Below are 17,084 nucleotides of genomic sequence, written 5' to 3' on the forward strand. Positions count from 1 at the left end.
CAACCAAATATTTTGCACAAGGTCGCCTTCAAATACAAGGTGTTCTTAAAAATTAATGCACCCGTTGGCTGAACACATTTCCAGGTCGTTTCTCCACTCGACCATCCAACTCCAGCATCATCAACTCAGCGGACAACACGGCAATCGGTAAAGTCGTGCGTGCAGCAAGCGTGTCCAAATCACAAGGATCAAAACCCAATGCAGTCAAAATGCGCTGCTGCACATCGCTCGTTCCAGCAGCATCGGACACCTCAACAGAAGCAGACTCAACAGAGGTACATGAGGTGGCTGAGGATGACTCAGCCGAACATAGAGAGTGCGCACTCACACTCAACAAAGGTTTTATTTCTTCTAAAATATCTTTCGCCGACTCAACCAGCTTCGCCCCTTGTCGAATGAGCGAATGGCAGCCACGAGCCAACGGTGAGTGGATGGAGCCGGGAATTGCAAACACCTCACGATTTTGTTCAGCAGCCTGTCGCGCGGTGATCAAAGAACCCGACTTAAGAGCGGCCTCAACCACCAAAACACCTTGTGCCAAACCCGAAATGATTCGATTTCGACGCGGAAAATTGGCGGTCATGGCCGGCGTACCCAAATGAAATTCACTGACAATCACACCCTCTTGAGCGATCTGATGCGCCAACTCACGGTTACGCGCAGGATACACAATGTCACATCCCGTGCCAATGACGGCAATGGTCGAACCACAGACCTGATTTTTCGCCAAAGCCGCCAAAGCGCCTCGGTGCGCCGCCGCATCAATGCCCAAAGCCAGCCCTGAAACGATGTTCATACCACCCGCAGCCAACTCGTGTGCAAACTGTTCCGCATTGCTGATGCCTTGCGCCGTGGCATTGCGGCTGCCAACAATCGCCAAATTTGCCGCCCCATTGAGCAGGTCAATGCGTCCTTTCGCATACAACAAGGGAGGAGGGTCGGCCGTGCTCAATAAAAACTGAGGGTAATAAGGTGAATCAAGCGTCAACACATGGTTCTCTGGCGAATTCAACCATGCCAAAGCCAGATCCATTTGCTTTTGAAAAGCGTCGCCCGGCGGTGCGCGCAAATCGGTGGCGATGCGATCCGAAGTGATGCTTGCCAAAGTGCCATGGCTTTGTTTGAGAATGTTGTAAGGCAAACCAAAAGCACGCAATAACTTCTGTGCTGTCATGCTGCCCAAGCCATCCACCAATAAAAGTCGCAACCAATCGGCCAAATCATCTTCCGCTATTTTCATCATGGCTGCACCGCCTTCACAACCCCCTTCAGCGTTTCCTCCGCCGACCAAAAACGCAAAGCAGTACCCACCTCAACCTCATGCACCGCACGATCAACATACACCACACTCGAATGCTCAAGCACCTGTAACACACGTACGCGACCAAATGCTTTCGCACTGGCGGGTTGATTGGACACCTCATCCACCAATTGCCAGACCTGACCAACAGCCAGACCGTGGTCTTGACCTTGATCGATCAAGGCGATGGCATTGCGTTCACCTACATACGCATTGTTCAGAAGCACCTTAATTTTCGCAGCCTTTGTTGGATCTAAAGGCACAGAAGAGGGTGAGGCTGGAACCGAGCCAACCACCATACAGTCCAAAGGCAACAACCGATCGCTCAAGTTCACCTCATCGCGCGTGGTGCGAATCACCAAAGGCACAGTGGAAACACCGTTCAACACGGTGGTTTGAGCACCGCTCACCCGAGCCGCACCGATCACTTCAATGCGTCGACCGACCGCGCCCCTATAGGGATTAGGCTTAATGACGTGCTCTCGCACAATATAAAAAGCAGCCTCAGGACCAATCAGCGATGTGGCCGAAGAGGGCTTCATTTGCGTCAAAATTCGCGAATCAACACCCCACAGCACATGCTGATCCGCAGCCAAAATGGGTAAAGTCGCAGAGAAAAAATCAATTTTCGAGTCACCCTGCTCATTCGACAAAAACCACCATGGCAACTCACCTGCATCATGCGGGCTTGGCAATGCGTTTAAGCCGTACGGCGCACACGCCCCTGGTGGAGACAGATATGCCGCTTGTGCCCATGCAGCTGCATGACTCAACAGAAAGGTGGCCGCGCTGATGCGCAGGGCTGTGGTAAAATATCGAATATAACGTGTGCTCATGTCTGCTGTCTGGCTGTGATTTGATATGGCATGATAGTCCAAATGCATAACCCGAGTAAAAAATTATGACGATTTTGTCAATTTTAAAATTCCCCGACCCACGCCTGCACACCATTGCAAAACCGGTGACCGCCGTTGATGAGCGCGTTCGCCAAATCGCCGCGAACATGAGCGAAACCATGTACGAAGCCAACGGCGTTGGCCTTGCAGCCACACAAGTGGACATACATGAACGCATTGTGGTGGTGGACACCAGCGAAACGCGTGATCAGCTGCAAATCTTCATCAACCCCGAAATCATCGCACAAAGCCTTGAGAAGAAAGAATGGGAAGAGGGCTGTCTGTCTGTACCTGAAGTTTACGACATTGTGACCCGCCCTGACCGCGTGCGTGTTCGCGCCTTGGATTTAAATGGCAATGTTTTTGAAATCGACTGCGACGAGCTGCTTGCAGTGTGTTTGCAACATGAAATCGATCACTTGAACGGTAAGGTGTTTGTGCAACATTTATCCAAACTGAAGCAAAACCGTTTAAAAGCGAAGATCAAAAAGCAGGAACGCGACAACTGATTAAACAATCGCCCTACGCATGCGTAGGGTTTTACTTTTTTGGAACCCCCATGAACATCGTTTTCGCAGGTACGCCTGTTTTCGCCGCTCAGGCGTTACAAGCCATTCTTGATGCAGGCTTCAATGTGCCATTGGTGCTGACCCAACCCGACCGCCCCAGTGGGCGAGGCATGAAGCTCACGCCCAGCCCCGTCAAACAAGTGGCTTTGGCACACCACATCACGGTCGCTCAGCCCACGTCGCTCAAACTGGATGGCAAATACCCACTCGAAGCTGAGGCTGCGCGTGAGGCGCTAAAAACGGCCAACGCCGACGTGATGGTGGTCGCGGCCTATGGTTTGATTTTACCCACTGACGTGCTTGAAACCCCAGCGCATGGTTGCATCAACATTCATGCCTCTTTGCTACCCCGTTGGCGTGGTGCGGCACCGATTCACCGTGCAATTGAGGCGGGTGATGCGGCGACAGGAATCACCTTGATGCAGATGGATGTGGGGCTGGACACTGGCGACATGCTGGCGATCGAGTCGTTGCCCATCACCCCACAACACACCACAGCGGTGTTGCACGATGAATTGGCGGCAATGGGTGCCCGCATGGTGGTTGATTATTTAAAAGCCTTGCAAAGCGGCACAGCACCGACAGGCACAGTTCAACCGAGCGAGGGCGTGAGTTATGCCAGTAAAATCGACAAAGCCGAATCGCACTTGAATTGGCATGACAGCGCCACCACATTAGAACGTAAGATCCGTGCATTTGACCCCGCCCCAGGTTGTGTGGCCAAAGTCGATGACAACACGTCATTCAAAATTTGGGCCGCGCAAGTCGTGCACAACAATGTGCACTCGCACGCAGCAGGCACCGTGTTGGGGGTTGATAAACACGGCATTGACATCGCCTGTGGTCAAGGCGTACTGCGCATCACCCAAGCACAAAAGGCGGGGGCAAAGCGTTTGCCCGTCGCACAGTTTATCGACGGCTTTGCATTGTCTGCGGGTGTACCGCTTTTGTGATAACCTTGTTGCTCTGTCGTCAACCAAAAACAGTGCAACACATTAATGTCACGCAACCATTTTTTCACTTAAGAGGAAACACACCATGTGGAACATGACCAAAACCTTCATGCTGATGGCGGCGATCACCGCCCTGTTTGTTGTGATTGGACAAATGATTGGCGGTCAAACCGGTATGATTTTCGCCGTTGTCATGTCATTGGCAATGAACTTTTTTTCGTACTGGTTTTCAGACAAAATGGTTCTGAAGATGTACAACGCGCAGGAAGTCGATGCGCAAACAGCGCCTGAGTTTTACAATATGGTCAAAGAGTTGTCGGTACGCGCCGACATTCCAATGCCCAAAGTCTACCTCATCAACGAAGATGCGCCCAACGCGTTCGCCACAGGCCGCAGCCCATCGCACGCCGCAGTGGCTGCCACCACAGGCATTTTGCGCGCCTTATCGCCTCGTGAGTTACGTGGTGTCATGGCGCATGAGTTGGCCCACGTCAAACACCGTGATATTTTGACCTCCACCATTGCGGCCACCATGGCGGGTGCCATTTCGTCTTTAGCGAACATGGCCATGTTTTTCGGCGGGCGCAACAGCGATGACGAAGAGGGTGGCTCAAACATTTTCGCCACCATGGCCATGATGTTTCTTGCCCCACTGGCCGCAAGCTTGATTCAAATGGCGATTTCACGTGCACGCGAATTTGAAGCAGACCGTGGCGGCGCAGAAATTGCAGGCGAACCTTTGGCTTTGGCTTCCGCTTTGGATAAAATCCACAAGTATGCAGCGGGCATCCCATTTGCAGCCGCAGAAAGTCACCCCGCCACAGCACAAATGATGATCATCAACCCATTGTTTGGCGGCGGCATCTCCAAAATGTTCTCCACTCACCCGGCAACCGAAGAGCGCATCGCACGCTTGCAAGAAATGGCGCGAACAGGCCAATACCCCGCCTAAACCGCTCAAGCTTTGCCATCAATGCAAAAAAAAGCCCACATAAATGCGCGGATACTGTCCGCGCATTTTTATTGGATTTAAATCAATATTTTTATTAAGACTTGCTCATCTCCATCGCCTCAGCGATTTCAATGGTGCCACCTGCTTTTAAATGCGGGCTGCCTTTGGCTTTTTGATGCGCATCCGCCAAGCTCGTGGCTTCAATTAAACTGTAACCACTTGCAGGGTTACTGCCACCGCCCGCACTGAGCGAACCATCACTGTTTACAGTAGATGACAAACCGACAGGGTTTCCACCATCAATCACCGCATCGCCCATGCTGGCAAACCATTGGATCCATGCTTGCATGATCGCCATGCCTTCCTCTGGACTGCTCGGCTGAACGTTGCCGCCGTGGTAAACAAAAACGTATTTGGCCATGTTGATGCTCCTATGTGAAGAAATCGTTGGGATGTTGTTTGAAAAAATGCCTGCGACAGCTCATTTTAACGTTTCCATTATGCTTCAATTCCCACACCCTCATCGCATCGGCCTCTATTTTTTACGGTTGATGTCAGGCGGATTGGTAAAATGATTGTAACGGCGAGCCAAGACCAACCAATCCACTTGTGCGATCACGGCACCCACAAAGGCATACAATGCAATGCCTTCCCACGTCAGCACTTGTCCTGCCACGTATTGAATGAAGGCAATCAAAGCGGCCACAAGAAGGGCAGTGCCCAACACGTAGCTTAATCGACCTTTGGCAAGCAGTTTCTCAAAACGGATGACGTAAGCGGGTTTCATAAAATCTTTCTCAATAAAAAAATGCACGGGATTCACCGTGCATTTTATAGTAGATAGCTTAAAAAGTTTACAAAGGAAAGCGGAATAAACGCCCATTATTCAATGCTTTACTTAAACACAAGAAAAGCCTAAAAAACCATGCCCCATCATTTGATGTTATGGAAAGCTTCCTGATGCTATTAAACCCCCCCTGCACATCTAAAAGTATAGATCAATGTCCGCCCGAGGCAACAGCCCCTTTCACAGGCTTGGCAAAAAACACACAAAACATCATCACCACAAACAAACCAGCAGACAAGTACAAAATATCCAAAGTCGCCATACTTGCGGCCTGTCCAGAGATCATGCCGTTGAGGGTGTTGTAACGCGCCTCAGCGGTCATGCCCGAGTTGGCCAACTGCCCCATGAACTGATCATACATTGGTTTGCCTGGGTACATGTCCTCAGTCAAACGTGCATGGTGAAAGGTGGTGCGCCGTGACCACACGGTCACAAACACCGCCGTACCGATCGCGCCACCCAACGTGCGCAAAAAGTTGGAAAACCCTGCTGCTGCCGTGAGCTCCTCGCCCTCCATCCCTTGCATGACGATGCCAGACAACGGAATGAAAAAGAAAGGAATGCCCAAACCGAACAAGAAACGCCCCCACATGATTTCACCAATTGTGGATTGAGGACTCAGCAGACTGCTGTACCACGCCCCAAAAGCAAACAAGCCAAACCCTGTCAAGACCAACCAACGCAAATCCACCTTGTGCATGTTCATGCCAATCACGGGCGAGAAGAAAATCGAAAACATCGCCACAGGTGCCACCGCCAAACCAGAATGAAAAGAATCATAGCCCAACACCGTTTGCAACCACAACGGCATGACCACCATGTTACCAAAAAAGACGGTAAAGCCAACCGTTTGTAAAATGGTACCCACAGTAAAATTTCGGTTTTTGATCAACCTTAAATCCACCACGGGGTGTTTGTCATACCACTCCCAAATCGCCAAAAAGGTCAAACCAACCACCGCCATCACCGTCAATGTCACGACTTCTTTCGATTGAAACCAACCCAAGTCATTTGCGTGCTCAAGCATGTATTGCAAAGAGCCCACGCCTAAGACCAAAAACACCAAGCCAATCACATCAATCGGATCCGATGAAATCGCGGTATCACGCCCCTTAAGCAAAGTACTGATGCTATAAGCACAAAAGACACCGATCGGCACATTGATGTAAAAAATCCAAGGCCATGTAAAGTTTTCCGTGATGTAGCCCCCCATGACCGGGCCCACCACAGGGGCAATCACCACCGTCATCGCCCAAAAGGCCATTGCCATGCCGCGCTTATGCGGCGGGTAACTGTTCATCATGATGGATTGTCCAAGCGGCACCATCGGCCCCGATACCAAACCCTGCATCAAACGGAAAAACACCAACATGTTGTAATTGGTGGCAAAGCCACACAACACTGAAAACAAGGTGAACAACAACACCGATAAGATCAGTAAACGCACTTCACCCACCCGGCGCGACAGCCAACCAGTGAGAGGCACCGCGATTGCTGCGGCCAGCGAATATGAACTGATGATGGATGTGCCTTCATTGGCCGACACACCCATTGAACCTGAAATGGTGGGTACGGCCACGTTGGCGATGGTGGTGTCCAGCACCTCCATGAATGTGGCGAGCGCAGTGGCCACCGTGAGCATGGCGAGTGCTGTGCCTTGCAGCGGTGGTAATGTCACAGGCTCTGCGGCGATGGACGCGTTATTGGGCGCGTCCAATGTGCCTGCGGTTTGCGCAGAGGTCATAAAGGTCTTTCTATGGCGACTCCGAAAAGCAAACCTCTGCTTTTCGGACATTTAAGGATGAAGCGAATAGGGGTGCAAAAAAGTTTAATGCAAATTGCTTTGAACGATTTTTTGCGCTTCAGCATCTGCGTCAGATTCATCTTGCGTGTACACCGTGGTTTGCAAGTTGACAGGCACTTCACTGCCCGTCACAGAGCCCAACACCACGCCATCACGGCTGTGGGTATTGACTTGAGCGGTCATCGACATGCCCACGCGCAAAGGTGATTTTTTCAGCTGGTCTTCATTCAAGACAATGCGCACAGGGACGCGTTGAACAATTTTGATCCAGTTGCCCGTGGCATTTTGCGCAGGGATCACAGAGAAAGCCGAACCTGTACCAATCGCAATGCCTTGGACTTTGCCTTCATATTTCACGCTGCTGCCGTACATATCGGCTTTGAGCTCAACAGGTTGGCCGACGCGCAAATTGGCCAATTGGGTTTCTTTAAAGTTGGCATCGACCCACACTTGATTGGCGGCAACAATGTTCATCAACGGCACGCCTTGGGTGATGTGCTGACCCACTTGGACAAAACGTTTGGCGACAATGCCATCCATGGGGGCAACCACGGCCAAACGTTTGTTGTTGATGTAAGCCGAACGAAACGCTGCTTTTGCGGCCTCAACAGAGGGGTGATTACTCACATTCGTACCTGCAATTTGAGCCACCGCGCTGTTGCGTTGCGCTTGTGCCACACCCAATGCCGCTTGTGCACGGGCGAGGGTGTCTTGCGCTTGTGAAAACTCCTCTTTGCTGACCGCACCTGTTTTGACCAATGGTGCACGGCGTGCCACCGCATCTTGTGCGGTTTTCACGGCCACGCGGGCTTGGAAAAATTGTGCATCCGATACGTTGGCGCCACTGAAGCTTTGTTGGATTTGACGGACAGCCTGTGCCAATTGTGCACGCGCTTGCGACAAGGCCACTTGTGCATCCACGGGGTTGAGTTTGACCAACGGTTGACCCGCTTTCACTTCTTGATTCTCTTCAGCCAAAATCGCTTCAACCGTACCTGCTGTTTGCGCGTTGATGGCCACAATGCTGCCATTCACATACGCATTGTCGGTTTCCTCTTCATAACGCAAAGTGGTCATGTAGTAGGCCGCCCAACCCAAGCCAGCCAACAGGAAAGCACCGCCAACCAGCAACATTTTACCTTTGCGCTTTTTCTCGTTGCTTGTGTTGTCGGGCTGAGCGGCCGCTGTTGCGACAGCTGGTTTAACTTCTGCAGGGGCATTGTTGTGTTCAGTAGACATGATTTTCCTTATAGACTTTGTTTTGACTTTTTAACCCAATGGGTGCATGGTTGATGTGATGACAGCATGTGGGTTTGATTAATAATTAATTTATTTATTACTTTGCTGTTGCCACACACCATCAAACCCAGTGCCAAGGCTGACCGCAAGTTTTGCTTCCTGTGCACGACGGACAGCATAATCCGCCACCAGGGCATCTTTTGCACTGAGCAAATTCACTTGGCTGATTAAACTGTCCATTTGTGCAGAAATGCCTTGTGTATAGCGCGATTGCACCAAACCCGCCAAGCGCTCGGTATTCGCCAACAAACGCTGCTGCTGCGTGATTTGCACAGAGCTGTTGCGGTAATTGGCCAATTGTTGACCCGCGTCGGCCACCGCTTGGTAGACGGTTTGATTGTACTGCGCCACAGCTGAATCCAAAGCAGCTTGCTGGCTGCGCAATTTGGCATTCAAGCCCGCGCCACTGAAAATAGGCAAGGTGATGGCGGGTTCAACGGTTTGAAAGCTGCTGCCTGCTTTAAATAGTTTATCCAAGCCAATCGCTTGAAAGCCGGCCGACACATTCAAATTGATGTTTGGATAAAACTCTGTGCGCACCGCTTTAACATTCTCCGTCGCGGCAACAATGTAATGCTGAGCCGCAGCGATGTCAGGTCGCGCTCCCAAAATATTGGCGGGCAATTCATTGGGCAAATTCAATGCAGTCCAACGGCTCGGCGCGCTGATGCGTGGCATTTGCGCAGGGGTTTTACCCATCAAAGCAGCCAGTTGTGCCGTCGAAATGTCACGTTGAGCCATGAAGGTGCCACGCAGTTGTTCCAATTGGGCGATCACACCATCCACTTGAATGCTGGTTTGCACAGGCTGTAAGCCAGCACGTTCGCGCTCTGTCCAACGCTGTTTATTGGTATTTTGCAATTTAATTTGTGCATCCAACAAACCCAAACGCACATCCAAAGCGCTCAACTGTCCATGCAGCCCCACAATGTTTGCTGCAATGGCTTGACGAGCCGCCTCATATTCCAATTCAGCCGCTGCGGCCTGCCCCAAGGCCGCACGGTATTGCATGCGATGACGCCCCCACAAATCCAAATCCCAAGAAATGGCGGCACTAACCAAGCCTGAATCTTTCCAGCCATCCCACAATGAGGCGGGATAAATGTAGTTTTCTGAATACGTTTGTTCCGTTGGTGCCAAACGAATACCGCCCGAAGGATAGGATAGTTTTTTCACACCATCGGCTGTGACTTTAGCACTTTCAACACGGCTTGCAAGCACCTCTAAATTGGGTGAATCTGCAAAAGCTTGTTCAATCAGGGCATTCAACTGTTCATCACGGTATTGGCGCCACCAACCATTTTTTGGCCAATTGGCACGCGCCTGCGCACTCGCCTCGGGCAACCTCACATCAGATAACGCCACCTGAGCCAAAGGCTCATGATGCCCAGTGACGGAGGCACAACCCGCCCCCAAAGCCGCCAATGCCACCATAAACGCGCCCTGACTGACGCGCGTCATCAACCGTACGGATGTTTTTTTCATATCTAACTCAATTAAATTATGGGCAAAGCCCGCCATGACGCCTCAACCGACCACCACGCCTATTTTTTTATTTTGGTGTCTTTAAACCGACACTTGCTACGACTGCTTTCTTTACTTTTGCTTTGATGTCTTTAACTTTGGTTTTCACTCCCGTCCAACATTCCTGCGCATCACCACACTTGGGTGCGTTCTTTTTCTCGTTTTGATCATTGAGCACCAACAACAACGAACCTCGCAAATCTTCTTTCTGCTTGTCAGACAGCACCCCCAAGTATTCATCTTCAACTTGATAGGCAATCTCTCGCGCTTGTTTAAACAACAGCTCACCCTTTTGGGTCAAGATGATGCGATATTGTCGGCGATCCTCGGTGTGACGAACGCGCTCAACCAAGCCACGGGACTCCAGCTCATCGATCAAATTGACCATGGTCGTTCGGTCAATGAAGAAAGCCTCGGCAATGTCTTTTTGAGAAAACGAGGTGTTGTTATAAGAAGCCCCTAAAATTAAAAAGCTTTTCGAGGTCAAATCAATGCGCTCCAAACGCGCATTAAACAACACATGACAATCATGTTCTGCTCGATGAATCAAGGCGATGATCGGCTTCATGTCGTTTGGAATACTCAAAAAAGGGCATTCATGTGAATCGGTTTTGGTGTTCATTACGGTACTCGAAGTGAAATGATTTTTAATCATTTTTAATAATGATCAGTTTAACTGACTAATTTTAAACTCGTCAATCTCGTTTGTGTAGCAACATCGTCATTTCATGCAAAATAGCAAAAAAACAACAAAAAATCCGCCCAAAAACCAAGGCGGATCTTAACTAATCTTAACTGGGATGTGCACATTGAAAGCAATGGATACATAAAAAAAACCCCAAGTATTGAAACTTGGGGCTTAACGTCATTTCTGACCACCCCGCTTAGGGAGGAAAAGCGGGGGAGACTTGCGCCTAGCCATAATGTAAATCATCACTATAGAAAAAGCAAGTGCTTTATGCGGAAATTACTTACTCAATTGGCTTGTTGTTGAAAAAACCACATAACAAAAGTAATAAGTGTTTTTTTGACAGTACGATCTGTTTGGGCTGAATCAGCACCCACCTCATTTATTTTTTAACAGCTTCAGCAGTCTTGGCATCGCCCGCTGCAGGATCAACTGGCTCAGGGAAATTACCACCCGACTTACCCGTCATGTAGACGATCGCGCGGCCAATTTCTAGATCTGACAACTTGGGATTGCCGCCACGAGCAGGCATTTGATTAAAACCTTGTGTGGCATGTTGAAACAAAGTCTCATACCCTTTGCCAATCCGAGGAGCCCAATCCCCAGAGCCCACCTTGGGTGCGCCATTGGTGCCAGCGGTATGGCAACTGGTGCACAGCCCTTCAAAGACCTGTTGACCCGTTTGAGGGCCTTTAACGGCGGGGACCAGCTCAAAACCAGCGACAGGACGCAAACGTTCTGCAATCGCGGCGGATGTCATGTTTTCGCCCGTTGTGCTGGTTGATGGGTTAATGGCTTGTGCCAGCAAATACAACAACACCAAAGGTGCTGCAGCTAAACCCATGGCCACGCCTGCAATGCCCAATGCGCTTTTTGAATCCAGTTGTTCTGTCTCGTCATGAATGGTGTGATTGGACGGTGTTGATTGTGTCATTTTAAGTTCCTGTGGCTTGTGGCGTGAACGCCGAGCTAATCAATGAATAGTGATATTGTAATCGTAAAACCATAATAAATAAATGGTTAAGCGACATTCAATTGCAATTTGACACACTTCGCTCACAATTCCAGATGCCACCTATCAATGAAATCAAAGCTCACCCTCCAAAATCGAAAAAGTCATTTTTAAAACCCGCCTTGTTCACATAAAAAACCAGTGCTATATTGACTCCATTCCACTCACAAGTCATGTATGTTCGTTATTTTAAGAACACATGGCAACGACCTTCAACCTCCAAGAGAACAGCATGACCATCAATCACTTATTTAAACAACTCAGTGGCTTGGCCAACAGCCCAGTTATGCCGGTGATGTTCATCGGACATGGCACGCCAATGAATGTATTACCCAACAATCCATACCATGACAGCTGGCGAGATTTGGGTGCGTCATTGGGTAAACCTCAAGCCATTTTGTGTGTTTCTGCACACTGGACAACCCGCGAACAAACCCAGATTGCAAGCACGGAAACGCCCAAAACAATTTATGATTTTTACAATTTCCCTGCTGAAATGTATCAAATGGATTACCCCGCCAAAGGCGCCCCTGAAATTGCCCATGCAGCTGCAGATGAATTGATGTCAACCCCTTTTCATCTTGAACTGAACAATGCCTATGGCTTGGATCATGGGACATGGTGTGTGATCAAACCCATGTTCCCTGAAGCCGATGTGCCTGTTTTTCAATTGTCCATCGCCATGAGCAGAGAGCCGATGTACCACTATCAACTTGGTCGGGCCCTCCGGTTTTTGCGTCGCAAAGGGGTCTTGATCGTCAGCAGCGGCAACATCGTACACAACTTGCGCACGATTCGTTTTGACGGCAGTCAATACGATTGGGCATTGAAATTTGATGACATTTCAAAAGAAAAAATTGAGTCGCGTGATGATGAAGCTTTGATTAATTTTGACCAATTCGGCTCAGCGGCACAGCTCTCAATCAACAGCGCAGAGCACTATTACCCTTTGCTGTACACTTTAGGGCTGCGAGAAGACAAAGATGACACTTTGCAGTTCAACACCGACGTAGAAAGCTCTTTGAGTATGCGCAGCGTCATATTCAGTCAACCAGCTTAAATAAAAAACTTTTTTGCCCCAAACTTTTCTTTGCATGCAACAAAAAGCACCTCAAGAGCGGATTTCCCCGCTCTTTTTTTGCATTGTGACATTCAAACACACCATGCAGCCTCTCAGCTACAATAGCGAAATACAAACACAAACCACCACACAATCGTCCATATTATGAAAAAAATACACATTATATTCACTGGCGGCACAATTGCCATGCAAACCAATGATCAAGGCTTACTTATCCCAGCCGTCACAGGCGATGAGCTGCTCAAATCCATTCCAGCACTGCAACATGTTGGGGAAATCAGCACCCAGCAATTTTCAAACCAGCCATCGGCACAAATGACCCCTGAGTTAATGCAGTCTTTGAGAAAAGAAATCGTCTCAATTTTCTCAAAAAATGAAATTGAGGGGATTGTCGTCGTTCACGGCACAGACACCATGGAAGAGACTGCATTTTTTCTTGACGCCTCCCTCAGTGAGGCACAACTTAAGAACAACCCAGTCATCCTCACCGGCGCAATGCGCAGCAATGACCAAGCCTCGGCCGACGGCATGGCCAACCTGCTTGCAGCAACTCAAGTGGCAGCAGATGCCAACTCAAAGGGGCGAGGGGTCATGGTTGTCATGAACGATGAGATTCACAGCGCACGTTACGTGAAGAAAATGGACACCAGCAGCCTACACACTTTTTGCTCACCACAATACGCCGCACTTGGTCAAATTTCTCACGCAACATCACATGCCCCCGTTCAATACAAGCACTCCGCCATTCGCTTAACAAAAACCATTGATGTTCCACGTGAAACATTTGAGTTTCCTCGGGTCGATGTCGTGCAAATGTATGCAGGAGCCGATGCTGCACTCCTGAATGCAAGCATTGAAGCAGGGGCACAAGCCGTGGTCATCCAAGCCGTTGGTGCAAGCAGCGTCAATCTTGCATTGTACGAAGGCATCAAGCAAGCCATATCAAAAGGAACGGCCATCATCATTTCATCTCGATCACCATTGGGAGAGTGCGCCCCAGTTTATGGCTACATCGGAGGAGGGCAAACGTTAAAAGCACTAGGGGCAGCTTTTTCAGCAGACTTACCCGCACACAAAGCCCGTTTATATGCTCAATTGCTATTAAATAACAAAAAAAACACCTCAGAAAGCCACTTAGAGACCATTCAGCATGGATTTTCCACAGTATAAACAAAGAGAAACCTTATGGATTACATCACCCCAGAACTCATGTTGCTTTTACCTCTGGCCTTTTCAGCTGGCCTGATTGACTCAGCCGTTGGTGGGGGCGGGCTCATACAAGTCCCTGGTTTATTCAGCATTTTGCCCCAACAAACACCTGCAATGCTGCTAGGAACAAACAAACTATCCAGCATTTGTGGAACAGCCATCGCCACCCATCAATACAGCAAACGGATTCAATTGAACTGGCGCATGCTGTACGGCGCAATTCTCGCCACATTATTTTTCTCTGTTGCGGGTGCAAGTGCGGTAGCTCTGCTCCCCGTTCAATACCTGCGCCCGATTATGCTGGTGTTGCTGTTGATAATGGTGATCTATACGCTGCTTAAAAAAAACCTAGGGCAACATCCAGTTGATTTAAAACTTTCAGAAAAGCAGGAAAAAACACGCGGCTTAGCCCTAGGGGTAGGTATAGGCTTATACGATGGTTTTTTTGGGCCCGGAACAGGATCAATTCTTGCTTTTGCATTCGTCAAATTATTCGGTCATGATTTTTTAAAAGCAACGGCACACTCAAAAGTTTTAAATCTGGCTGCCAATGTGGGGGCTTTGGGTTTATTTGGCTTACAGCACAATGTGCTGTGGGGCACGGGCATTTTAATGGGGCTCAGCAACATTGCGGGTGCACTGTGCGGCACACATGCCGTAGGAAAATATGGTGCACCGTTCATCCGAAAAGTATTTATATTTATTTTATCAGCAACAATCATAAAATTCACTTTCGACACCGTCAAACTGTTTTTAGCTTAAAAAAGCCCCGAAAGGGGCTTTTGTTTTGTGACGTATGTTTCACGTGAAACATCAAAACACAACAAACATGCAATTGTTTCACGTGAAACAATCAAGTCAATGAATAGACACTGAATAGAGCGTGTATAATTTAAACATTCGGTAAAATTGATGAACGAAGTCAAACCTTCACCATTTACGCGCATCAATCTACCCCCTTGGGACACACGATCCTTCGATCAAAAAACAACGACGCAACAGGCGTTTTGAATGAGATTATGATTTACTCTAAACATTATGACGTCATCGTCATTGGCGGTGGCCACGCAGGAACAGAAGCGGCACTGGCGGCAGCCCGTTCAGGCAGCCAGACTTTATTACTTACACACAATATCGAAACACTCGGGCAAATGAGTTGCAATCCATCCATTGGTGGCATCGGCAAAGGTCATTTGGTCAAAGAGGTTGATGCCCTTGGTGGTGTCATGGCAAAAGCGGCCGATTTAAGTGGCATACAGTTTCGCATCCTTAACTCCAGCAAAGGCCCTGCTGTACGGGCAACGCGCGCCCAAGCGGATCGTTTGCTGTACAAACAAGCGGTAAGATACACCTTAGAAAACCAAGTGAATTTGGATTTGTTTCAACAAGCCGTGGATGATTTGATTGTTGAAGCAGACAAAGTGACCGGTGTTGTCACTGAAATGGGCATTCAGTTTAATTCAACATGTGTTGTACTGACGGCAGGCACATTTTTAGGTGGGAAAATTCATGTTGGCCTGAACAACACCATTGGCGGGCGAGCGGGTGATCCCGCCTCATTGCGGCTGTCTGACCGACTGAAAGAGCTGAATCTGGGGCAAGGTCGACTGAAAACAGGAACGCCGCCCCGCATTGATGGACGCACCATTGACTACAGCCGTATCACCGAACAACCAGGCGATCTCGATCCTGTCCCTGTATTTTCATTTATGGGGCGCGCCGAACAACACCCTCGCCAAGTGCCATGCTGGATCACGCACACCAATGCACGAACACACGACATCATCCGCAACGGGTTGTCGCGTTCGCCAATGTACACGGGCGTCATTGAAGGAATCGGCCCTCGTTATTGTCCATCCATCGAGGACAAGATCCATCGCTTTGCCGATAAAGACCAGCATCAAATCTTTCTTGAGCCTGAAGGCTTAACAACACACGAGTTTTACCCCAACGGTATTTCCACCAGCCTGCCTTTTGATGTGCAAATCGACCTGGTTCGCTCTATGGTTGGGCTCGAAAATGCACACATATTGCGCCCAGGTTATGCCATCGAATACGATTACTTCGATCCACGCGGATTGAAAGCCACTTTTGAAACCAAGGCCATTGAAAATCTTTATTTTGCAGGGCAAATCAATGGCACCACAGGTTACGAAGAAGCCGCCGCCCAAGGTTTACTGGCAGGGGTAAACGCCAGCCGCCGCGCGCACAACAAAGATGAATGGCGCCCAACGCGCCACGACGCCTATCTTGGCGTTTTGGTCGACGATCTGATCACAAAAGGGGTGTCCGAACCTTACCGCATGTTCACCAGCCGTGCCGAGTACCGACTCAGCTTACGCGAAGACAATGCAGATGCTCGACTCACCCCCATTGGTCGTGAGCTGGGCTTGGTGGGTGATGCACAATGGGCTTATTTTGAGAAAAAAATAGAAGCCGTTTCCCGCGAGCAAGAACGCTTGAAATCAACATGGGTCAATCCAACCATTTTCTCAAGCGAATCAGCAACGGCACTGCTCGGCAAAGCCATTGAGCGTGAATACAACCTATCCGACTTGCTTCGCCGCCCCGAAGTCACCTACGATCAACTGGTTAAAGCCGATGAAGGCCGCTTTGCACCAACCGAAGCACTGAGTGACGACCCCGTAGACAATGCCATTTTTGCGGAGCAAGTGGAAATCAGCATCAAATATGCGGGCTATATTGAACGGCAAAAAGAAGAAATCAACAAGCATGCGAACCATGAAACCACACGCATACCGATGGATTTGGATTACATGGACGTCAAAGGCTTGTCAATCGAGGTTAAACAAAAACTCGCTAAAGCAGCCCCTGAAACTGTGGGTCAGGCAGCACGCATGTCCGGCATCACACCCGCAGCCATTTCCCTGCTTCTGGTTCACATCAAACGCACCAATCAGGCCACCGCAAAAAAAATGGAGCAGGGCGT

At 49.3% G+C, this 17,084-nt stretch carries 15 protein-coding genes and 1 pseudogene; 7 read left to right on the forward strand and 9 right to left on the reverse strand.

From position 1 onward, the window contains the following. Nucleotides 1-52: 52 nt before the first annotated feature. Together dprA and DTO96_RS01945 are read right to left on the reverse strand one after the other, a co-directional pair. Nucleotides 53-1,243 carry a DNA-processing protein DprA gene (gene dprA / locus DTO96_RS01940; RefSeq protein WP_225972532.1) on the reverse strand — a complete coding sequence of 397 codons (1,191 nt, stop codon included), beginning with the start codon at nucleotides 1,241-1,243 and terminating at the stop codon, nucleotides 53-55. Beyond that, on the reverse strand, nucleotides 1,240-2,136 hold the full coding sequence (locus DTO96_RS01945) for a hypothetical protein (protein ID WP_157964295.1): 897 nt from the start codon (nucleotides 2,134-2,136) through the stop codon (nucleotides 1,240-1,242). The genes dprA and DTO96_RS01945 overlap by 4 nt, the downstream gene beginning before the upstream one ends. A 65-nt stretch (nucleotides 2,137-2,201) precedes the next feature. Here DTO96_RS01945 and def point away from each other — a divergent pair, with 65 nt between their 5' ends. The 3 genes from def (at nucleotide 2,202) to htpX (ending at nucleotide 4,670) form a co-directional block, all read left to right on the forward strand. Further along, entirely contained in the window at nucleotides 2,202-2,705 is a 504-nt protein-coding gene (def, locus tag DTO96_RS01950) for a peptide deformylase (RefSeq protein ID WP_114561955.1), read from the forward strand. A 50-nt stretch (nucleotides 2,706-2,755) separates the two neighbouring features. Beyond that, nucleotides 2,756-3,718, forward strand: a complete 963-nt coding sequence (gene fmt, locus DTO96_RS01955) for a methionyl-tRNA formyltransferase (protein ID WP_114561956.1) — start codon at nucleotides 2,756-2,758, stop codon at nucleotides 3,716-3,718. Between the two features lie 85 nt (nucleotides 3,719-3,803). Next, nucleotides 3,804-4,670: a zinc metalloprotease HtpX gene (gene htpX, locus DTO96_RS01960; protein ID WP_114561957.1), complete on the forward strand. Its 867-nt coding sequence runs from the start codon at nucleotides 3,804-3,806 to the stop codon at nucleotides 4,668-4,670. A gap of 94 nt (nucleotides 4,671-4,764) precedes the next feature. Here htpX and DTO96_RS01965 read toward each other — a convergent pair whose 3' ends face one another. The 7 genes from DTO96_RS01965 to DTO96_RS01995 all read right to left on the reverse strand — a co-directional run bounded on the left by DTO96_RS01965 (nucleotide 4,765) and on the right by DTO96_RS01995 (nucleotide 11,766). Continuing rightward, nucleotides 4,765-5,091 carry a YciI family protein gene (locus tag DTO96_RS01965; protein ID WP_114561958.1) on the reverse strand — a complete coding sequence of 109 codons (327 nt, stop codon included), beginning with the start codon at nucleotides 5,089-5,091 and terminating at the stop codon, nucleotides 4,765-4,767. 114 nt (nucleotides 5,092-5,205) lie between these two features. Continuing rightward, entirely contained in the window at nucleotides 5,206-5,457 is a 252-nt protein-coding gene (locus DTO96_RS01970) for a hypothetical protein (RefSeq protein WP_114561959.1), read from the reverse strand. Nucleotides 5,458-5,668: 211 nt separating this feature from the next. Continuing rightward, entirely contained in the window at nucleotides 5,669-7,261 is a 1,593-nt protein-coding gene (locus DTO96_RS01975; RefSeq protein WP_225972533.1) for a DHA2 family efflux MFS transporter permease subunit, read from the reverse strand. Nucleotides 7,262-7,345: 84 nt separating this feature from the next. Beyond that, nucleotides 7,346-8,560 (reverse strand): HlyD family secretion protein, encoded by a 1,215-nt coding sequence (locus tag DTO96_RS01980; protein WP_114561960.1) that lies wholly within the window; start codon nucleotides 8,558-8,560, stop codon nucleotides 7,346-7,348. Nucleotides 8,561-8,650: 90 nt separating this feature from the next. Then, nucleotides 8,651-10,105, reverse strand: a complete 1,455-nt coding sequence (locus tag DTO96_RS01985) for an efflux transporter outer membrane subunit (protein WP_157964296.1) — start codon at nucleotides 10,103-10,105, stop codon at nucleotides 8,651-8,653. 67 nt (nucleotides 10,106-10,172) lie between these two features. Beyond that, nucleotides 10,173-10,766 carry a MarR family winged helix-turn-helix transcriptional regulator gene (locus tag DTO96_RS01990; RefSeq protein ID WP_157964297.1) on the reverse strand — a complete coding sequence of 198 codons (594 nt, stop codon included), beginning with the start codon at nucleotides 10,764-10,766 and terminating at the stop codon, nucleotides 10,173-10,175. Between the two features lie 448 nt (nucleotides 10,767-11,214). Next, entirely contained in the window at nucleotides 11,215-11,766 is a 552-nt protein-coding gene (locus tag DTO96_RS01995) for a c-type cytochrome (protein WP_114561963.1), read from the reverse strand. 310 nt (nucleotides 11,767-12,076) lie between these two features. On the opposite strand from DTO96_RS01995, the gene ygiD reads away from it, so the two are divergent. The 4 genes and pseudogenes from ygiD to mnmG all read left to right on the forward strand — a co-directional run. Then, the gene (gene ygiD, locus DTO96_RS02000; protein ID WP_157964298.1) at nucleotides 12,077-12,904 is read left to right on the forward strand and encodes a 4,5-DOPA-extradiol-dioxygenase; all 828 of its coding nucleotides are present in this window, start codon (nucleotides 12,077-12,079) and stop codon (nucleotides 12,902-12,904) included. A 165-nt stretch (nucleotides 12,905-13,069) separates the two neighbouring features. After that, nucleotides 13,070-14,095 (forward strand): asparaginase, encoded by a 1,026-nt coding sequence (locus tag DTO96_RS02005; RefSeq protein WP_114561965.1) that lies wholly within the window; start codon nucleotides 13,070-13,072, stop codon nucleotides 14,093-14,095. A 15-nt stretch (nucleotides 14,096-14,110) separates the two neighbouring features. Next, nucleotides 14,111-14,896 (forward strand): TSUP family transporter, encoded by a 786-nt coding sequence (locus DTO96_RS02010; protein ID WP_114561966.1) that lies wholly within the window; start codon nucleotides 14,111-14,113, stop codon nucleotides 14,894-14,896. A 257-nt stretch (nucleotides 14,897-15,153) separates the two neighbouring features. Next, nucleotides 15,154-17,046, forward strand: a pseudogene (gene mnmG, locus DTO96_RS02020) (tRNA uridine-5-carboxymethylaminomethyl(34) synthesis enzyme MnmG); the annotation flags it as partial. Nucleotides 17,047-17,084 lie beyond the last annotated feature (38 nt).

This window comes from Ephemeroptericola cinctiostellae (assembly GCF_003339525.1).
Taxonomy (GTDB): Bacteria; Pseudomonadota; Gammaproteobacteria; order Burkholderiales; family Burkholderiaceae; genus Hydromonas; species Hydromonas cinctiostellae.